Source organism: Streptomyces sp. MNU76 (assembly GCF_020982545.1).
Lineage (GTDB): Bacteria > Actinomycetota > Actinomycetes > Streptomycetales > Streptomycetaceae > Streptomyces.
Map to the genome: position 1 here is coordinate 1,473,777 of NZ_JAJKLK010000003.1, position 19,047 is coordinate 1,492,823.

Genomic DNA, 19,047 nt, shown 5'->3' on the forward strand with positions numbered 1-19,047 from the left:
CCCGTCATTCCACCCCGCCAGCCCCTAACCTCCCGCGAATGGAAACCACCATGACGCCCGTCACCGATCCCGCCGTATGGCGCGACGAGCTCGTGAGCCGCCTCGTCGACAGCGGCCACTTGCGCACCCCGGAAGTCATCGCCGCCTTCCGGGGCACCGAGCGCCACCGGTTCCTCCCCGGCGTCGACCTTCAGAGCGCCTGCGTCGACGACGCTGTGGCGATCAAGCACGACGCGACGGGCGCGATGATTTCCTGCATCTCCGCCCCCTCCATCGTCGCCACCCAGCTCGAACAACTGGGCGTTCAGCCCGGCCACAAGATCCTCGAAGCCGGGGCCGGCACCGGTTACAACGCCCGTCTGCTGTCAGAACTCGTGGCTCTCGAAGGCCATGTGTGGACCGTGGATGTCGACCAGGACCTCGTTGACGGAGCGCGGAAGAACCTCGCTCAGGCCGGGGCCGCAAACGTGACCGTAGCACTGGGCGACGGCGCGACCGGTCTGCCCGAGCATGCGCCCTTTGACCGCATCCAGTTCACGGTCGGCGCTGCGGACATCCCCGTGCGGATTCTCGACCAGCTCGCCCCCGGTGGGCGCCTCGTCATCCCGATGCGAATTGGCGGCAGCATCTCCCGCAGCTTTGCGTTTGAACGCGACGGCCAGACCTGGCGGACGGTCTCAACCGAGATGATGACGTTCGTCCCCTTGCGCAAGGGTGTTTGCGACGACATCCGAACCATGGTCGACATGGCGGGTGACGGCGACGTGCGCTTGGAGACCTACAGAGAGCAGAATGTCGACCGCGAGGCGATCCGCACCGTCCTGGACCAGCCCCCGGCCGAGATCTACACCAACGTGAAGTTCCGCAAGGGCGACTCCTACCAGTGGCTCTATCTGTATCTGGCATACGTACTGCCGAACGGCTTGTCCCGGATGCCTGGGACCCGATCCGGCCTCATCCCGAACTTCGGCTGGGGCTCGATGACCGCACTCGACAATGACTCCTTGGCCTATCTCACGAAGCAGGAAGGCGAGGACGAGCACGGTACGTTCTGGCAGATCGGCGTCATGGGCCACGGCCCGCGCGCCGCCGAACTTGCCGACCAGGTCGCCACCGAAATCAGCGAGTGGAACCAAAGTTGGGGCAACAACTCACCCGAGCCCAGCTTCCGCATGGCCGTCGGTGACGCCCGCAACCAACTGACAGCCTCCGAGCCACGCTTCGTCATGGACAAGCCCTGCAGCCGCCTCGCAGTCGACTGGCCCCGCAGGAGTTGAGCCAGCGATGCCATCACAGCAATGAAGAGGAATTTCAGCCCGGTTGACCAGCATCACCAAACAGGCAGAACAGTGCATTTCCCGTTCTAGGTGCCAACCCCCTTGCGCAGCACGTATTTTTCACAGGCTTCTGGCCTGAGAGCATCGATCATTTCCCTGGTTTACCTGTAAAATCAACGAAGGCTGGAAACGGTCACCCGGGCGTCGCGGACATGACGCGAGACGACAAGTCTGCGCCCCCGGAGGACATCGTGCCCGCCTCGTTTCCCGCCTTAGCCGGCATGGCGGCCTATCTCGGCCGCGCCTGGACCAATGCGGTCACCAGCTGCGCAGGCGCGCTATCCGTCAGGCGCGCTGACGCCTCACGTCCCGCAGCCACGAAAACCATTGCCGCCGACCCGATTGGGAAAACGGGGTCCCTCGGACGCAATCGCCCGGCAGAAACCGAATTCCGTGAGCATCACTGTCTCCCTGGTTGTTGTGCTGGCCGTCATGGTGTGGCTACTGATCCGCAAAGGCGGCCTCAAGGCCGGTCACGCAATAGCGGCCGTACTCCTCGGCTTCTATCTCCACGACAGCTCACTCGCTCCGTCCATCAGCCGCGGCGTGCAGAGTGTTGTCGAGATGATCAGCGGGCTCCGTATATAGACCGGCCGCCGGGGCACCCCCGTGGGCCCGGGCCGTACGCCGCCTCCCCCGTCCGTTGCGGTCTGGCGCGCGTGCCCCGGCGGCCACTCCCACATGCCCGCCATTCCCTCCTCCCTGTCAGGACCACGTTCCGCGAGGTCACCCATGTCTGATCTGTCATGCCCGCGACCAGTCGGTCACCAACGTGGACAGCGCCGGCGTGCGCGCGGCGCTGAGCCGCTGCGCACCGAGAAGGGGCTGCGCCTGCGGCTGAGGCTTCTGGCGCTCGTACCCGCCCTCTTGGTCACGGCGATCTTGTGTATGGCGGCTGCCGTCGGCACGACGGCGCGCGTCCATGTGGATGGCTGGATCATCGGAGCGGTGGTGGCAGCCGCTGGCCTGGCCGTGCTGGTCTGCGCGGACTGGCTGGCCGTTCGCACGGCGGCTGAGCTGCACCGGCAGCGCAGCGAGTACAGCGATTCCGTGTATGGCTGGCTTCGGCACTTCCAGTCCGGTGTGGAGGAAGGCCGCAAGAGCATCAGCGCCGCTGTTGAGCAGCTCAACCGGGGTGAGCGGCCCACTCCCCCCGCCTCCCGCACGGCACAGGCGAGCTCTGACAGCAATCCGTGGAACGAAGCGGAGGCCGCCCTGTTCCAGCTGCACGCGGAGGCATGGCGGGCGGTGGTGAACGGGCGGCAGGCGGAACTGACCCAAGCGCTTGTCTATATCGCCGGGGGCATGACCCTGCTGCTCGTACGCGCTCTGGGCATCGTGACCGAGCTGACCAATCAGGTCCAGGACCCGGACGTGCTGTACCGCGTGTACGACGTCAACAATCTGCTCAAGCGCATGCGGCGGTCGGCCGGACGCCTCGCGGTTCTGGGTGGTGTGAAGGCCCGCACCCTGAACCAGCCCATCGGGCTGGTTCAGCTGCTGCGTGGCGCCTCAGGCGAAATCGAGAAGTATGCCCGGGTACGCATGCACACGTCCACCCTGGATGTGCAGATACCCGGCTTCGCCGGACCCGATCTGATCCACCTGCTGGCCGAGTTGGAGGAGAACGCTACCCTCTGCTCTCCGCCGGACAGCAAGGTCGTTGTTCGCACGTCGAGGGTCACCGCGGGTCTGGCTGTGGAGATCGAGGACCGGGGCATCGGCATGGCCCAGGGTGAACTCGACCGCTACAACCGGATGCTGGCCGATCCGCAGGACAGGGACCTGGCCGAGCAGCTGGCTCAGCGCCAGACTGGCCTGCTCGTGGTGGCCAAACTCGCCCGCCGGTACGGCATCCACGTGCAGCTCCGGAAGAACCTCATGCACGGCACGACAGCGCTCGTTGTGGTGCCGGACAAGCTCCTGCTCTGGGCAAGCGAGTCGGCGTCCGTGTCCCAGGCTCAGGCTGCCGCGTACGTTGCCGCGGTACCGGGTCCATCGGCGCTGTCCGCAGGGCGCCCCGGCCCCGGCTTGCGGCTGTCCGAGGCCCAGCCCCCGGCCCCGGCGGGGACGGCGTCGTTGCCCTCCCGTGACGCGCGGCGTGCCCCAGTTCAGCAACCCGCCGCTTCGGCTGCGGCCAGGGCAACGCCTTCCCGGGAAGCAGCACCAGACTCTCGCCCCCGGTTGCCGCAGCGGACACCACAGGCAACGGCCCATGAGCGTGCGGCCCCTGCAGAGCCCGAGGCCGCTCCCGTCTTGCTCGCGCCGCCGGATCCGGCCTTCGTCAGCAAGTTCGCCCAGGGCGTGCATCGCGCGGAGCAAGCCGCGGCAGGCCGCGAGGCACTACCGCCCGAGGGGAGCGCGAGCTGACCCCTCGCAGCGCGCCCCACCCATCCTTCGTGCCTGGCTTCGCGCCTGAGCACCAGTCCGTACGACGTACGGAGATACGGAGAATTGTGATGACCACCGACTCCACGGCAGCCCAGCCGGACCTGGTTGTGGACGAGCTCCTCAACGACTTGGCCAAGGTGCCTGACGTGACCGGCGTCCTCCTCGGCTCGCAGGACGGCCTGCGGCTGGCTCATGCGGGACCGGGCATGGACGGCCAGATGGTGGACCGCCTGGCCGCGGTGATCAACGGCCTGTACTCGATCGCTCACGGAGTCGACGACGGCGCGGGCCGTGTCGAACAGGTCCTGATCAGGAAGAGTAACTTCCTGCTGTTCATCATGAGCGCCGGGAGCCCGCCGGCCGCGGTGGCCCGGAACGCAGGCCGTGACCCGGACAAGGTCGAAAGCGTCCTGGGGGTGCTGACCAGCACCCGGGCGGATGAGGGAACCGTCGGTTTCGCGATGGTCAATCTGATCAAGCGGATGGGCGAGCTGCTGGCCACGCCAGCGCGCGTGGGCGGTGCTCCTTCCGGTGACGGCCAGTGAGATGGCGTCCGCAAGCAGCCCGGCCTGGACCGTCGAGGACACCGAGGCCCCCAGCCTCTACGTCCTGACCGGCGGCCAGACCAGGCCCACACACGACCTGCAGATCGAGACGCTGCTGTGGGCGGAGGGAGAACCGCCCTGCGGACAGCCGCCGGAAGCCGACCAGGCCATGGCGTTGTGCCGGGAGCAGCCCCTGGCCGTCGCTGAGATCAGCGCCCTGATCGGGTTGCCCTTCCAGATCACCAGGATCCTCATGTCCCGGCTGATCGACATCGGTGCACTCAGCGCCGTGACCGCCCCGCACTCCGCCGACCTTCCCGACGTTGCTCTCCTGAAGGCCCTTCGCAATGGACTCCTCAAGCTCTGACCCCGGGCCGCCGCGCCGGTTCGGCCGCGCGAAGCCCACCCCCGTCAAGATCGTCGTCGCCGGCGGGTTCGGTGTCGGCAAAACCACGTTTGTGAGCGCCGTCTCCGAAATCACCCCGCTGCGCACCGAGGCCGTGATCACCAGGGTCTCCGAGGGCGTGGACGACCTCAGCCTGCTGGTCGACAAGACGGCGACCACCGTCGGCATGGACTTCGGCCGGATCACCTTCCCGCAGCTGAACGCGGTCGTGATGCTGTTCGGCACCCCGGGGCAGACCCGGTTCTGGTTCATGTGGGACGAGCTCACGCGAGGAGCCCTCGCCGCGGTGGTCCTCGTCGACACCCGCCGCCTCGACGAAAGCTTTCCCGCAGTCGACTATTTCGAGCGGCTCGGTCTGCCCTTCCTGGTCGCCGTGAACGTGTTCGACGACGCCAGCCACTACGACCCCGACGAAGTCGCGTCAGCCCTGGCGCTGCCGTCCACGGTTCCGGTCGTGCTGTGCGACGCCCGCATGAGCACGGACGCGACCGGCGTACTCGCCCGTCTCATCGACCACGTGCTCACCCACTCCTATACCCCTGCCACCGTTCTCCAGGGAGCACAGCTGTGAACCCCCACGCTCCGTCCGATCTCCTGTCCACCAGTCACGGCACCGACTGGCAGAGCCACCTGCCCGAGCTCTTCGACCCCATGGCTCCGCCCGTGGACGCGTTCGACGCCTTCGCCCGGCAGGTCGCCGACACGGCCGGCACTCCCTACGCCATGCTCAACTGGGTCGGCCGCGAACAGTACTTCCTCGGTCTCGCCAATCCCGCCGACGGCGAACTGCCCGTGCTGGGCCGCACCCTGCCGATGACCCACGGCTTCTGCCCGCACGTCGTCCAGCGCCGGGGCTCTCTGGTACTGACCGACGTCCTCGATTTCGATGCCTTCGCCGGCAACCCGGTCGTCGACGAACTCGGGGTCCGCATGTACGCAGGAGCCCCCCTCATCGACGAACGTACGAACCACGTCTGGGGCACCGTCTGCGTGATCGACACCGAGCCACGCGACCGCTCGGAAGGCCGCCCGCTGTGGACGCTCATCGACCACTTTCGCGACCTCTTCATGACCGAGCTCTACCGCCGTACCAGTTCGTAGCAGTACCCGCGCGCCCAGCAGCACCATTCGCGACCACCACCCCAAGGGGAGACCACGATGCCCACAATGTCGTCCACGACTGCGGATCTCACGCCCGACTACGAAGCCCTGGTCCAGCACTTCGACGAGTTCGCCACCGCGGAAGTCGCCCCCCGAGTCCAGCGCATAGAGTCCTCCCCTCACGCCGTGGAACGCGACCTGGCCCTGCTCATGGCCGAACAGGGATGGTTCGGCGCCACAATTTCCCGCCATTACGGCGGTATGCATGCGGGGCATCTCGCCAAAACCCTCATGATCCAGAGGATGGCGCGGGCCTCGGGCGCGGCCGGCGCCATCCTGCAGGCGAGCCAGCTGCCCGTATCGATGCTCATCCACTTCGGCAGCGACGAGCAGAAGGCCCTGTTGCTGCCCCAGGTCTCCTCCGGGGACACGCTGCTGTCGATCGCAGTGACCGAAGAGGAGACCGGAAGCCATGTGCTCGGCATGGAGACCACCGCCCGCCGCGACGGCGGCGACTGGATCATCGACGGCAGCAAGGTCCACATCGGCAACAGCCACATCGCGCACGTCCACTGCGTCGTGGCCCGAACCGACTCCGCCGACACGGCAGGCTCCCGCGCCCTGACCGCGTTCCTCGTCGAACACGACCGCGACGGACTGACCGTCGAACCGCACCGGCCCGCCCTCGGACTGCACGGCTTCAGCTTCGGCAAGCTCACGTTCGACGGCGTACGCATACCCGAGGCCAACGTGATCGGCGAAGTAGGCGACGGCAAAGACATAGCCTACAGCAGCAGCATCCTCTACGGCCGGCCCAACCTCGCCGCGGTATCCCTCGGCATCCACGAAGCGATCATGGAATGCTCCGCCAGCTTCCTTGAGGGCCGCCGCCGCTACACCGGCACCCTCTCCGACCTTCCGGTCCTGCGCGACCGGGTCGGCGACATGAAATCCCGGTTGATGGCGAGCCGCGAACTCGCCCACCGCGCCGTACGCATGCTCGACTCCGGCCACCCCTGCGACGACCTGCTCATCAACTCCAAGTACCTCAACCACAAATGGGCCGTTCAATCGGGCCAGGACGCCATGGAACTGCACGGCGCCCACGCCCTGCGCACGGACTACCCCATCCAACGGCTGTGGCGGGACGTCCAGCACACCTACTCGCCCGCCGGAACCGGTGAGGTACAGCGCCAGCGCCTGGCCGAAACCGAACTCGGCGCCCCTCCCGTCCAGTGGTCCGAACGGCTCGCCGCCAAGACCTCGCTCTTCCTCCCCACCAGCACAGCCGCCTAACTCCCAGGCGCCCGCGCCCTCCAGCACGACAACCAGCTGCGGGGAACCCCCGCCAGCAATGTCTGTCTCCGGGACCGGCCGTCCGCCTCCGGGCTCCACCCTCCGCGTGGGGCCTGCCGACAGCGCGGCTGGCCGTGGAAGAGATCACGCGCCGCGGCCTTCCGTTCCCCACCCCTGTACTCAACCGGCAACGGAGCACCTCCATGGCGAGCACAACTCCCGCCGTACGTACGGCCGACACGGATGTGTCCGCGCTGTTGGTCGAGGCGCGGCGGGAGCTTGACAGCATCGCGAACCGAGGCAGCGTCTCCGCTCCACGGGCCGTCGCTGACACGCTCACCGCCCTGGAGGAGCTCGCCCCCGCCCTTGTCCCGCACGCCCGTGCCCTCACCACCCGGCTCGGCAAGAAGGATGCTTGCGAACTCCACGAGCTCATCGAACGGATCGAGGGCCGCGTCCGCTCCCGGCCGCGGGCTGACTTGGCCTACGAACATCTGCTGGTACTGGTCAGTCAATTGCAGGAGCTGCTGCGCAGGCTGGAGCGAGCGCACGGCATCTCGTGCAGACCCACGCGGGCAGCCGCCAAGCGCCACGAAACCCAAGACACACCCGTCGCCCCGGGGACTACGGCCCTGTAAGCGACGCCAATCGGCCCTTGTCCTTGGGCCGCACAACATCAACCACAATTCCTGGAAGCTCATGACCCTGCCTCGGCACATCAAGATCGTCAGCTGTAACTTCGAACTCAACGGCGACGGCGACCACGCGAAGTGGCTGGCCATGCACGAGCGACTGGCCGCACTTCGCCCGACGCTTTTGTGCCGGCAGGAAAACGTTGGCCATGCCCGCACCGGTCGCGGCTCCACCCTCTTCGGCGAGTCGAAGCGCATCCTGAAGCTCGCCGGCGAACTCGGCCCAGGTCTGGGTTCCACCGCGCTGTACTACGACCCCCAGGTGTTCGAGCAGATCACTCTCTGGGACACCGAGTGGCCAGGCTGGCTCCTGCACCCCACCGCCATGACCCTGCGCCTGCGCGGCACCGAGGACGTCGACCTGGTGGCCGCCTGCACCCACCTGTCCTACAACTCTCCACCGCTTCGGGCAGTCCAGGCGGATGACGTAACCCGGTTCGCCGACCGTGTCGAGACGTACGAGACCAGCACCGGCACCATCAAACGGAAGCTGCCCGTCCTCGCGGTCGGCCAGGACTGCAACAGCTACGTCGACCCCGACCGCCTCGTCCCCGGCGAAGCCCCCATCCCCGAACTGGCAGACATCAAGGACCCGCAGCACCGGGCGCACCGCAGTTACGAGATCGCCCCCGGACGGCGGGTGATGGACTCCCTGCCCAACCGGACCCTGCTGGAGGCCGAGCTGGAGGATGTCGCCCGCCACGCCGCACTCATGCCCGGAGGGAGCCTGGCAGCGGTCGCCCCGACCGTCGACGCGTCGCCGACTCACGGCCCGGCCCACCGAGTCGACCTCATCTTCACCAGCCGAATCCTCCTGCCCGCCGTAGTCAGCGTCGAGGTCATCGATATGAAGGGCCTGTCCGACCACCACACGGTGCTCGCGACGTACGACCGCGACCAGCTCGTCGAGATCTACCGCCAGCACTTCCCGGCTGCCGCCTGACTCCACTCGTCCGGTCCCGGTGCCCGCCACCGGCCGCTTCCCGTTTCCCTGTCCGTACCGCCGAAAGCCAGTTGATGAAGAGCCGAGTGCCCCTCTCTCCCCCGCCGCAGTGGCAGCCCAAAGCCCGCCCCGGACATGGATTCCTAGGACACATCCACCTCGGCGCCACGCCGAGCAGCACCCTCGTGGTCGCCCTCGCCGCCGTCCCCATCGATCCACAGCCCGGACGGATACCGATCACGGCCAGGGGCACAGGGGCGTGACGGCCATCGACGTCCTCAATGAGACCCGGGGCCATGCCGGGCTCGCCGAGGAGATCGAGCAGATCCTGCGGGACACCGCGTCTTTGATCCAGGAGGTCACGGACCTGTCCTGTCCGAGCCTGGTGTTCCGGCTGCTCACTCCCCGAGCCTGGCGGGCTGAGATCCGGGCATGGGCCGAGCGGTCGCTGGAGGAAGACCTTGCACAGGCCCGCCTCACCGGGCCGCAGGCCGACCAGGTCCGCGGTCGTCTCGCGGCATGGGCCTCCACCGCCCTGCGCCTGGGCTGGCCGATGAACCCCGGCCTGACGATCACCGACCACTACGGCGAACCCCGCACGCTGATCACTCCGCAGGCCCTGCACCACACGGGGGTCCGCTACGACCGCACCGCGCTGATCCGCTTCGTCGTCCACGCCGGTGTCCACCACGCGCAGATCGCAGCAAGCGCAGGCGCGCTCCCCCCACCCCCGATCCGTGCTGGTGCCCGGGTCCACGATGACTCGGCCACGAGGACGCTGATGGAGGGGCATGCCGCCTGGGCCGAGCAGAAGGTGGCAGGCGCCTTCTTCGGATTCTGCCGTGAGCACCGGTCCCGAGAAGTGCCGCGCTCATGGCGATACCGGCAGCACGCCCGCCTGCTCCCCTGGTTGCAACACCCTGCGGATCTCCCCTCGTTGATGTGCGCGCGAGCAGCGGATCCGACTGCGTCGGCCCGCGGCGACGGCGTGAGCTTTATCCAGGCAGCCCTCGAAGTCGCTGGCAGCGTCGTCCCGTTCAACCGGATCTGGACCAACCCCTCGCTCGCCCCCACGTGCCGGGAAATCACCAATCCCGAGGCGTGGTTCAGCCGCGTCAGCATCGAAGGACCGACGCTTCTGCAACCGCCGCCCCACGGAGGAGTCTCCGCTCCTGCGCCCCTGGCCGGCACCGGTTGTCCCACGCCTTCGCCTCACGAGAGCACCACCGACTCACCGCGCCTCCTTCTCCGCCCGCCCGGCGGGGGTCCGTGAGTCCGGCCCGCAGGTAAGCCGTGCCGGCCATTGCCAACCCACTATTCGACAACGCAGCAAGGGAGAACGGGTGAAGACAAAGGACAGCGGCGTAGTCCGTCTCGTGCTCATGAACTTGGAGCACGACGGCGGCCCCGAGGAAAGGCGGGGCGTCCTTCCCGCGCGGTGGCGCCAGGCGTACGAGGACGTTCTGGCCCCGCTGGAGCCCGACTGGCTGGGGATGACGGAACTCACCTACTCCCAGACCAGGCCCACCGCCACCGCCGCAGAGAAAGCCGCCGCCGACCGGCGATGGCAGGCCGCCCAGGACACACTCGGCATGCGGGGCTTCCGGGCGGAGCTGGGCCAGGGCCGCAACCCCACCGGCCTATTCGTACGCGAGTCCGCCTTCACCATCGGCCCCCAGCACCACCACCCAAAGGTGTTCCGGACTCCGCCCGCCAACGTCGTGTTGCGGCTTCCCGAGGTGCCCGAGGTGCCGATCATCACAGCTGCCTTCCACAGTTCGTACTGCAACCCGCGCGTTCGGGAAGCCGAGGCGTACGAGCTGTCGTCACTGGTGGACAAGGTCAAAGCCCACCACGTCACCGACCCCGACCGTCCCCGGGCCGCCTGCTGGCTGTTCGGTGACTGCAACGAATACCCCGTGCCGATCGGCGAGCAAGTGCCCGAGATCGACTGGACCTCACCCGAGATCACTGACGTGGTACACCGCCGGCACCGCGCCATCAAACAGCCCGACGGGACATGGAAGAGCTGCACCTCCCTGGACGAGCTGATGCTGGATATCGGCATGCACGACCCCGCCCGGTTCGCCGCGCGTCACCTCGGCCAGCCCGGCGCCCTGGCCGCGACCGCCGGGCACACCCGCCCTGAACAGGGCGGTGAAAGCCGTATCGATCGGGGCGCCATGGACGCCTGGACGGTGCAGTCCGTAGTGAGGGTCGAGGTGCTGGACATGCAGCGCCGCGGACTCAGCGACCACAACGCCCTCGTCGTGGACTTGTCCCGCCGCAGGCTCATCCAGGCTCTGCACCGCCGCCACGCACCGCTGGCCGCCTGGTCGCTGGCGGCCTAACTACCTGCCGCCCAAACCGACAGCCCGCCACCAGCCTGGACAAGGGCCACGGCTGCTCCCTGGTGTCGTACGGAAAGGAATACCCGATGGGTGCCTATTCCACCGAAAGCCCTTCAGAGCAAGAGCCGTTCACCCTCGCCGCGAGGCCGACACGGTCGCATCACCCACGAGAACGGGCCCTTGCGGATCGAGTCACTCCACGGGCGCGGCAGCAGGGCCGTGTGCCAATGGCGGCGGCTGGTCGCCCTCCTGACGCAGCCGGACGGCGCGACCGACATGCCCCACCCGCTGAACGAGAGCCTTCCGATTCCTCTCCAACGACACCGAGGAACTGTCCGACCGTGAGTCAGCCCCAGACCCCTCCACCACTGTTTCCGCACCAGCAGGAGGCAGTGGACGTCCTGACCAAGAACCTGATCGACTCCGGCCGGGTCACCGCGGTGATGGCGTGCGGGACGGGCAAGACACGGGTGGGCGCAGAAGTCGCGGGCCACATCGCCGAGACCGGTTCCCGGCACCGCCTGGTGGTCGTCCCCACCCTGGAACTGGTCCGGCAGACGATGACGGAATGGGCACACCAGCTCGGCCGGCACCGGCTGGGCCGCATCGTCGCGGTTTGCTCGGACCGCGAGATCCTCTCCGCGCAGCGCACCGGACTGCAGGACGAACTCGGCGGCACCGACGCCCGGGTCGCCAACGACGCCGCCCAGCTGGCCGACCTCGCCAAAGGCCCCGGGCCACTCACGATCGCCTGCACCTACGCCAGCCTTCACATCCTGGCCCAGGCCCAGGCCCATCACGGCATGACTCCACCGGACATCGCCGTGATCGACGAGGCCCACCGCACCGCGGGCGCCGCAACCAAAGCCTGGGCGGCCATCCACCACGACGACATCATCACGGCGCGACGCCGCCTGTATCTCACCGCCACTCCCCGGATCCTCGAAAGCGAGGGCGACGACGTCATCAGCATGACGGACGAACGCCTGTACGGCCCGGTCGCCTACCGGCTGCCCTTCGCGACCGCCATCGACCTCGGCCTGCTGGCCCGCTACCGCCTCGTGGTCCCCGTCGTTACCAGCCGTGAGGCCCACCAGCTCCTCGGCCGGGACGACGCCTTTCTGCGCGTCGGCAGAACCGCCGTGGCAGCCCCTATGCTCGCCAAGCAGCTCGCGGTGTTGCGCGCCGCTCACGAGCACGGCATCCGGCGCATGATCACCTATCACGGGAGCGTCGCCGAGGCGAAATGGTTCGCCACCCTCCTGCCCCACGCACACGCCCTCCTGCACCCCGACCAGCGTCCTTCCGCACTGGCGGCCGAGCACGTCCACGGCAACCAGACCGTCGCCCAGCGGCGAAAGGCACTGGACCGGCTCGCCGGGCAGGAAGACGGCCTGGTCGTGGTCTCCAACGCCCGCGTCCTGTCGGAAGGAGTCGATGTCCCCGCCGTGGACGCGGTCTGCTTCCTCAGCCCGCGCAGCACGATCGACACCATCCAGGGCACCGGCCGGGCCATGCGGCTCAGTGACCGCAGCCAGCCCAAGACAGCGACCATCATGGTGCCGGTCTTCCTCCAAGAGGATCAGGATCCCGAAACCGCCCTGAGCTCCACCCCCTTCGGCCCGGTCTGGCAGACGGTCCGGGCCCTCGCCTCACACGACGAGACGCTGCACCGGCAACTCGAAACCGCCCGCCGTTCTCTCGCCACCCCCACCACTACCGGAAGGATCTACCTCGGCGCCGGTACCGAGGGCGAACTGCCCGACTGGCTCTCCTTCACCGGCATTCCCATCCCTCCCGACTTCGCCGACGCCATCACCGTACGGACAGTTCGCGCGGCCACTTCCGTCTGGCCCGAATACCTCCAGGCCGCCGAAATCTACCGAGCCGAGCGTGGGGACCTGCTTGTCCACGAGCACTACCGCACCCCCTCCGGACTGGGCCTGGGCCGCTGGATCGCGTACCTGCGCAAACTGCGCCAGCTGGGCAAGCTCTCGCCTTCCCAGATCGAGGAATGGGATGCCCTCGGGATGACATGGTCAGTTCCCGATCAGAAACTCCAGGAACTGATCCACGAGCTAAGGGAATTCAAGAAGGAATACGGCCACCTGGACGTCCCGAAGACTTACATTGCCAAAAGAGGCGACCGCGAGTACACGCTCGGCCAGAGATACGCCAGCCTGCGTACCTCTTACAGATGCGGTCAAGTGCCGGATGCCAAAGTCGCGGCCCTCAACGCGGAGGGATTCATCTGGGACCGAGCCGAGTACCTGTGGAATCAATTCGTCTCGGACTGCCGCGAGTTCATGGTCTGGAACGGCCACCTCGACATACCCCAGCGGTACATCCTGCGCGGCAGGGCAATCGGACAGCAGGTCGCCGGATTCCGAACCCACCCTGACCGCCTGACTCCCGAGCAGCGCAGAACACTCGACCGCATCGGTTTCGTCTGGGACTCGCTGCAACACCGTTGGGACCTGCACATCAAGGCCGTCGCCGAGTTCAAAGCCGAGCATGGGCATCTGAACATCCCGAGCAGCTACGTCATCGAGAAACCGGTCCTCCTTCGCCCACGCAGCTGGATGAACACGTGCGTCCAGAAGTATCGGAAGGGAAAGCTCAAGCCGGAACGGCACCAGCAACTCGTCGCCCTCGGAATGCAGTTCCCCGACACAGAATCATGAGGGGCCGAGTCCGGTGCCAGAACCCCGGCGGCCACTACAGCGCACCAGCCCCCTGAACGGCTTGACGACAGCCCCTCAGCCTCGCCCGAAGAGCCAAACAACCGCCGAACGTCACCCCGGCGTAATCCGCCCCGGCCGTACCCATCAAGGAGCCTGATCATGAAGCCGTTCATCCCGACCTTCCGGAACCAACCCTGGGAGTCCGGCGTCTCCGTCCTGCACCTGTACGTCGTGCCCGACCCGGCCGTGGACACTGAACTGTTCGACCTCATCGCCGCATGCCGCACCACCATGCAGCACTATCCGATCTGGTGCCTGCCCGACGACCTCGTCCACATCACCATCGAGATGGACGCCGCGGCCCCCAGCCAGGAAATCTCCGCAGCTCGGCGAGCGCTCCTCATCTCTGAGCTGAAGGCCGGGCTGCGCAGCTTCGAACCGTTCACCGTGCTGTGCGGCTCCCCCATCGCAGGCCGCTCGGGAGCCGTTCTCGACACCCACCCCGACCAGGGCCTGACCGCCCTGCAGAACCTGGCACGGGCCGCCCTGTGGCAGGTCCACGACTCCCCGGCAATCGCACACGACGGCGGTCGCGGACACGCGTCGCTCGGCTACGCCCACGGCACCGCCGACTCCGATCCGCTCCAGAGCGCACTCCGCCAGATCCACCCCAGCCACGCCCCACTGACCGTGTCCCAACTCCACCTGCTCGACGTGCGCTGGACCGCCCACCCGACACCAGACGGCGGCGCCCGGTGGGAGATGACCTGGGAGCCCGTCGCCGTGCTGCCCTTGGGACCAGAACCGCATGACGTGGACCAGAAACAGGCACTGCCCGTCTGAGCATTCGCTTCACGTGCCGCCATTCCACCCGCCTCATCTGCCACGCCCGTATCAGCGTCGGCGTTTCGGCCACCGCCCCAATCTGGTGAGCCGCCTGTACCAACGACCACTGGCTTACAACCACGCGATCAGGCGGCTGGGGATACGACTCAAACACGTGCGTTCGAAACCGGACATCACGTCGTTGTTCCGGTCAACATCAGCCATCCGCCCAAGTCAGCGCTGGAGGTGCCCAGTTGCCTGTCGTCCAGGCTGCCCCGACCGATCCCCCAACGGCCCTATGGCCCTTGATGTCTGTCGCCCCATTTGCCAACAGTCCGAGGAGAGGTGTCCGGTGAGCGCAGAGCCGGCATCCCAGACTGCCGCGGTAACGCCACGACGGTTGCTTCCTCCCCCGCCCGCCGAGCTGCGCTACGGCGGCCAGTACAGCAAGAACCCGCTGGCAGCAGTGTCGTTCTGGGCGATGTGCCGGCGGCTTCCGTCGGTGCTGAAGCAGACGGCACGGATGGCGTGGGCCATCGACCGGCGCGCGGTGCTGCTGCTGGCCGGCTGCCAGCTGACCATCGGAGTCAGCGCCGGGTACCAGCTGGCGTCGACCGCTGATGCGATGCAGTCCGTACTGGCCGAGGGACAGGTCGCCGACCGGCTGCGCGAGGCGTTCCCCGCGCTGGTGGTCATCGCGCTCGCGGCAGCATCAGGGCGGGTGGCGACCGCGCTCTCCTCGTACGCGGACGGGCGGATCACACCCCCGCTGACCACGGAGGCGGACAGCTCTCTCGTGGAGGCGGTGTGCCGGATGGAGGCCGCCGCCCGTGCCGAGGACGGCTGTTCGGACCGGGAGGAGGCCGCCGAGATGGGGGTGGTCCGCAGCCGGCTCGTGGTACAGGACGCCACCCGGCTCACGGCCGCCGCCATCCGGATGGTCGCCGCAAGCGGGGTGCTGACGGTGCTGCACCCGGTGATGCTGCCGCTGCTGCTCCTCGCGGTCGTTCCCGCCGGGGTCGGCGCGGTGCTGCACGCGAAGGTCACCTACGAGACCCACTACGCCAACGTGGCCGACCGCAACGTCCGGCAGAACATGCGCGGCTGGGCGACATCCCTGAAGTACACCGACGAGATCCGCGCCAACGGCATGACCGGCTACCTGGTGTTCTGGTACCGGACCATCTCCGAACGGATCGACGCCCGCACCCTGGCCGCCGCCCCCAGAATGCTGCGGATCACCCTGGTCAGCTCGGCGACCGGCGGCCTCTTCCTGCTGCTCACCTGGGCCGCGCTGGCCTGGCTGGCGGCCACCGGACGGGTCGAGGCGGCGATCGCCGCGACCGCGGTCGTCGGTGTCCAGACCGCCCTGGCCGCCCTGAGCCAGCTCGTGATCTACGGCGCCGCGATGTTCCACAGCTCCCTCTACCTCGCCGACATGGACACCTTCCTCACCTACGCCGCCCAGCGCGCCCCCGACCGCGGAACGACGGGGCTCACCAGCGCGCTGGAGACCGTCACCGTCGAGGAGGCGGTCTACCGCTACCCGGGCAAGGAGAAACCGGCGGTCGCCGGGGTGTCGCTGACCGTGCGACGGGGCGAGATCCTCGCCGTGGTCGGCGAGAACGGCTCCGGGAAATCGACCCTCACCCGGCTACTCACCGCGATCTTCCTTACCGACAAGGGCACCGTCCGCTGGAACGGCCACGACGTCGCCGGCCTCGACCCACACCAGCTGTGGGACGTCTCCGGGCTCGTCCCGCAGAACTTCGCGCAATGGCCGCTGTCCGTCCGGGACAACGTCACCCTCGGCCAGCCCCGCGACACCGGGGACGACCTCGTGTGGCAGGCCCTCGACGCAGTCGGCCTGCGCGAGGCCATCGCAGAACTCCCCAACGGCCTGGACACACTGCTGGCCCGCGAGCTCTGGGGCGGAACGGAACTCTCCGGCGGGCAGTGGCAGCGCCTAGCCTGCGCCCGAGCCCTGTACCGGGGAGCGGGCCTGTTGATCCTGGACGAGCCGACCAGCCAGATGGACGCCCGCGGCGAACACATCATCCTCGAACGGATCAAGGCGATCGGCAGCGGCTGCATCACCATCGTCGTCACCCACCAACTGGAAAACACACGGATCGCCGACCGGATCATCGTCATGGAACAAGGCCGGATCACCGAACAGGGCACCTACGACGAACTCGCCGCCGGCGGCGGAACCTTCACCGAGCTCCTCGCCCTCTCCCACGACCGCTGACCACCCCCGCGAACCCCGCCCCGCCCCCGCCCGGGACACGGGCCACCCTCACCCCCGTTCGTACAGATGGAGAACTCCATGCCCCCACCGGCTGTGCCCACGACCGCCATGGCGCTCCTGGTCCGCCACGACGGCCGCTACCTGCTCCACCTGCGTGACGCCAACAAGAACATCTCCAGCGCCGGACAGTGGTCCCTGCCCGGCGGGCACCTCCAACCCGGCGAGAACCTGCACGAGGCGATCACCCGCGAGCTGCGGGAGAAGGCCGGCCTGCACGTCCCCGGCCTCGCCCCGCTCGCCGTCATCGAGAACACCAACGCCGACGACCGGCCCAGCAGCCGGATCCAGGTGTACATCGGGACATGGAGCGGCGACCCCGCGTTCCTGCCCCTCACCGAAGGGATCACGCTGCGCTGGACCGACCCCGACCAGATTCCGTATCTGACCGTGGACCCCAAGACCACGGCCGTCATCCACCACCACCAGGACCATCCAGCCACGCACCCCCAGGACGAGGAGCAGATGCCGGTGCTCCGCGTCCGGAGCACCAGTACGAAGACGGTCCCGAACATCCTCGGCATCCACCTCTATCTCGAACTCGAGGGGAAGATCCTGCTCGGCCTGCGCCACCCCGCCTCCGCGTACGCCCCGAACGAGCATCACTTCCTGGCAGGCCACTGCGAGCGGGAATCCGCAGTGGCCTGCCTGATCAGAGAGGCCCAGGAAGAAGCCGGTCTCGTGATCAAGGCCGCGGGCGTCGAACTCATCCACGTTGTCCACCTCCTGGACCACCCTTCTGCCGACCCGAGGGCGCAGTTCGTCTTCCGCGCCCGGCACTGGACGGGCGAACCCCAGGTGATGGAGCCGGACAAGTGCGTCAGCTGGGGCTGGTGGCGCCTCGACGCCTTGCCGGAGACGACCGTCCACTACACCCGGGCCGCGATCGACGGCATCCGACAGGGACGCCTCTACACCGATCTCGGCTGGACCTGACCTCTGCCTCCCACCCCACCGTCTTCCCCGGGAGATCCCTACCCGTTGTGTACGACGCCGAGTCGGCAGCCGCGCCCGGGCGATGATCGACCGCCTCCTGAGAGCCGGTGATCTGTCGCCCGGCTCGGTGGCCGACACGTTACGGGCGCTGCCCCGACAGGCCCTGACCTGCGGGCATGCACGCGCACCAGCACGCCGGAGGAGACGCCGCCACGGTGGGGACTGCTGGGCTGGTCCCGCGTACCGGCCCGACAGTTACCGCCCCTGACACCCAGGAAAGTTGTGCAGATGATCCACACCAGTTTCTCCGTGGCGACCGGAGAACTTCCCGGCGGAGACCGCCCCAGCGAAGACCGGATCTTCCAGACCCCGGGCGCGGTCGTCGTCCTCGACGGCGTGAGCACCGTCTCCGACGACGAGCCTCGCGGCGGCTGGTACGCCGAGACTCTCGGCGGACATCTCATCGCGGGTCTCGCCGACGATCCGGGCGCGGACCTGCGGTACGTGCTCGAACGGGCCATCTCTGCCGTCGTCAGCGGACACGGCCTGATTCCGGGCTTTTCCCCTGCTGCCACCGTCGCCATGGTGCGTCAGCGCGGCGAGCAGGTCGACGCGCTCGTCCTGGCAGACAGCCCCGTGATCGTGTTCACCGTCCACAACGGTATCGACGCGGTACGCGACAACCGCCTCGCCAAGCTGGTCGCCGGCCGGCCGGAGTGCGAGGAGTACAAATCCCGGCTGCGGGCCGGCCGGGGCTTCACGGCACCAGAGCACCGCGCTCTGCTCCAAAAGCTCAGGGACCACCAGCTGCGTCACCTCAATGTGCCCGGTGGCTACTGGGTTGCCGAGGCCGACCCGGAGGCCGCTCACCAGGCGCTCGTCTGCTCGTGCCCACCGCCGACGTCGCCGAGATCCTGGTGATGACAGACGGAGTGAGCGCCGCCGTCGAAGATTACGGCCTGTACCCCACATGGGATCACCTCGCCCGTGCCAGCCGAACCGACGGCCCTGACAAGGCCGTCCGGGCGATCCACGCCCTAGAGACGCGGGAGGATCCCGCCGGCCGCCGTTTTCCCCGCTACAAAGTCGCAGATGACAAGGCGCTCGCCCACCTCCGTCCCGCCGGTCACGCCATCGGCCCCTGACGTTGCAGCTGACCTAGTGCCGACGGGTTACCGCTTCAGCCCGCCGCCGCCGAAGTGGGTGACGTCGATGTCCTCGTCGGTGGTTTC

At 68.1% G+C, this 19,047-nt stretch carries 18 protein-coding genes; all 18 read left to right on the forward strand.

The window, feature by feature from the left end; genetic code table 11:
• Positions 1-38 precede the first annotated feature (38 nt).
• Positions 39-1,277 carry a methyltransferase, FxLD system gene (gene fxlM / locus E4N62_RS12990; protein WP_230214023.1) on the forward strand — a complete coding sequence of 413 codons (1,239 nt, stop codon included), beginning with the start codon at positions 39-41 and terminating at the stop codon, positions 1,275-1,277.
• A 453-nt stretch (positions 1,278-1,730) separates the two neighbouring features.
• Positions 1,731-1,925: a hypothetical protein gene (locus tag E4N62_RS12995; RefSeq protein ID WP_230214024.1), complete on the forward strand. Its 195-nt coding sequence runs from the start codon at positions 1,731-1,733 to the stop codon at positions 1,923-1,925.
• A gap of 300 nt (positions 1,926-2,225) precedes the next feature.
• Positions 2,226-3,707 (forward strand): ATP-binding protein, encoded by a 1,482-nt coding sequence (locus tag E4N62_RS13000; protein WP_230214025.1) that lies wholly within the window; start codon positions 2,226-2,228, stop codon positions 3,705-3,707.
• Between the two features lie 89 nt (positions 3,708-3,796).
• Complete coding sequence (locus E4N62_RS13005; protein ID WP_230214026.1) at positions 3,797-4,273, forward strand: roadblock/LC7 domain-containing protein; 477 nt, start codon at positions 3,797-3,799, stop codon at positions 4,271-4,273.
• Position 4,274: 1 nt separating this feature from the next.
• Complete coding sequence (locus tag E4N62_RS13010) at positions 4,275-4,640, forward strand: DUF742 domain-containing protein (RefSeq protein WP_230214027.1); 366 nt, start codon at positions 4,275-4,277, stop codon at positions 4,638-4,640.
• Complete coding sequence (locus E4N62_RS13015; protein ID WP_230214028.1) at positions 4,621-5,250, forward strand: ATP/GTP-binding protein; 630 nt, start codon at positions 4,621-4,623, stop codon at positions 5,248-5,250. The genes E4N62_RS13010 and E4N62_RS13015 overlap by 20 nt, the downstream gene beginning before the upstream one ends.
• Positions 5,247-5,780: a GAF domain-containing protein gene (locus tag E4N62_RS13020; RefSeq protein WP_230214029.1), complete on the forward strand. Its 534-nt coding sequence runs from the start codon at positions 5,247-5,249 to the stop codon at positions 5,778-5,780. The genes E4N62_RS13015 and E4N62_RS13020 overlap by 4 nt, the downstream gene beginning before the upstream one ends.
• 66 nt (positions 5,781-5,846) lie before the next feature.
• A complete protein-coding gene (locus tag E4N62_RS13025; protein WP_230214030.1) occupies positions 5,847-7,076 on the forward strand; it encodes an acyl-CoA dehydrogenase family protein in 1,230 nt (409 codons plus the stop codon).
• A 203-nt stretch (positions 7,077-7,279) separates the two neighbouring features.
• The gene (locus E4N62_RS13030) at positions 7,280-7,714 is read left to right on the forward strand and encodes a hypothetical protein (protein WP_230214031.1); all 435 of its coding nucleotides are present in this window, start codon (positions 7,280-7,282) and stop codon (positions 7,712-7,714) included.
• A 61-nt stretch (positions 7,715-7,775) separates the two neighbouring features.
• The gene (locus E4N62_RS13035) at positions 7,776-8,711 is read left to right on the forward strand and encodes a hypothetical protein (RefSeq protein ID WP_230214032.1); all 936 of its coding nucleotides are present in this window, start codon (positions 7,776-7,778) and stop codon (positions 8,709-8,711) included.
• Positions 8,712-8,970: 259 nt separating this feature from the next.
• Positions 8,971-9,984 carry a hypothetical protein gene (locus E4N62_RS13040; RefSeq protein ID WP_230214033.1) on the forward strand — a complete coding sequence of 338 codons (1,014 nt, stop codon included), beginning with the start codon at positions 8,971-8,973 and terminating at the stop codon, positions 9,982-9,984.
• A gap of 70 nt (positions 9,985-10,054) precedes the next feature.
• Positions 10,055-11,062 carry an endonuclease/exonuclease/phosphatase family protein gene (locus tag E4N62_RS13045; protein ID WP_230214034.1) on the forward strand — a complete coding sequence of 336 codons (1,008 nt, stop codon included), beginning with the start codon at positions 10,055-10,057 and terminating at the stop codon, positions 11,060-11,062.
• A gap of 341 nt (positions 11,063-11,403) precedes the next feature.
• Positions 11,404-13,746: a DEAD/DEAH box helicase gene (locus E4N62_RS13050; protein ID WP_230214035.1), complete on the forward strand. Its 2,343-nt coding sequence runs from the start codon at positions 11,404-11,406 to the stop codon at positions 13,744-13,746.
• 159 nt (positions 13,747-13,905) lie between these two features.
• Complete coding sequence (locus E4N62_RS13055; protein ID WP_230214036.1) at positions 13,906-14,589, forward strand: hypothetical protein; 684 nt, start codon at positions 13,906-13,908, stop codon at positions 14,587-14,589.
• Positions 14,590-14,869: 280 nt separating this feature from the next.
• Complete coding sequence (locus E4N62_RS13060) at positions 14,870-16,822, forward strand: ATP-binding cassette domain-containing protein (RefSeq protein ID WP_230214037.1); 1,953 nt, start codon at positions 14,870-14,872, stop codon at positions 16,820-16,822.
• Positions 16,823-16,900: 78 nt separating this feature from the next.
• Positions 16,901-17,815: an NUDIX hydrolase gene (locus tag E4N62_RS13065; RefSeq protein WP_230214038.1), complete on the forward strand. Its 915-nt coding sequence runs from the start codon at positions 16,901-16,903 to the stop codon at positions 17,813-17,815.
• 288 nt (positions 17,816-18,103) lie between these two features.
• Positions 18,104-18,736, forward strand: a complete 633-nt coding sequence (locus E4N62_RS13070) for a hypothetical protein (protein WP_230214039.1) — start codon at positions 18,104-18,106, stop codon at positions 18,734-18,736.
• Entirely contained in the window at positions 18,703-18,960 is a 258-nt protein-coding gene (locus E4N62_RS13075; protein WP_230214040.1) for a hypothetical protein, read from the forward strand. The genes E4N62_RS13070 and E4N62_RS13075 overlap by 34 nt, the downstream gene beginning before the upstream one ends.
• Positions 18,961-19,047 lie beyond the last annotated feature (87 nt).

Bases quoted from the DNA above. Each gene is read 5' to 3' on its own strand.
- E4N62_RS13030 (WP_230214031.1), top strand. From the start codon at position 7,280: ATGGCGAGCACAACTCCCGCCGTACGTACGGCCGACACGGATGTGTCC.
- fxlM (WP_230214023.1), top strand. From the start codon at position 39: ATGGAAACCACCATGACGCCCGTCACCGATCCCGCCGTATGGCGCGAC.
- E4N62_RS13010 (WP_230214027.1), top strand. From the start codon at position 4,275: ATGGCGTCCGCAAGCAGCCCGGCCTGGACCGTCGAGGACACCGAGGCC.
- E4N62_RS13065 (WP_230214038.1), top strand. From the start codon at position 16,901: ATGCCCCCACCGGCTGTGCCCACGACCGCCATGGCGCTCCTGGTCCGC.
- E4N62_RS13070 (WP_230214039.1), top strand. From the start codon at position 18,104: ATGATCCACACCAGTTTCTCCGTGGCGACCGGAGAACTTCCCGGCGGA.
- E4N62_RS13000 (WP_230214025.1), top strand. From the start codon at position 2,226: ATGGCGGCTGCCGTCGGCACGACGGCGCGCGTCCATGTGGATGGCTGG.
- E4N62_RS13005 (WP_230214026.1), top strand. From the start codon at position 3,797: ATGACCACCGACTCCACGGCAGCCCAGCCGGACCTGGTTGTGGACGAG.
- E4N62_RS13015 (WP_230214028.1), top strand. From the start codon at position 4,621: ATGGACTCCTCAAGCTCTGACCCCGGGCCGCCGCGCCGGTTCGGCCGC.
- E4N62_RS13025 (WP_230214030.1), top strand. From the start codon at position 5,847: ATGTCGTCCACGACTGCGGATCTCACGCCCGACTACGAAGCCCTGGTC.
- E4N62_RS13035 (WP_230214032.1), top strand. From the start codon at position 7,776: ATGACCCTGCCTCGGCACATCAAGATCGTCAGCTGTAACTTCGAACTC.
- E4N62_RS13055 (WP_230214036.1), top strand. From the start codon at position 13,906: ATGAAGCCGTTCATCCCGACCTTCCGGAACCAACCCTGGGAGTCCGGC.
- E4N62_RS13060 (WP_230214037.1), top strand. From the start codon at position 14,870: ATGGCCCTTGATGTCTGTCGCCCCATTTGCCAACAGTCCGAGGAGAGG.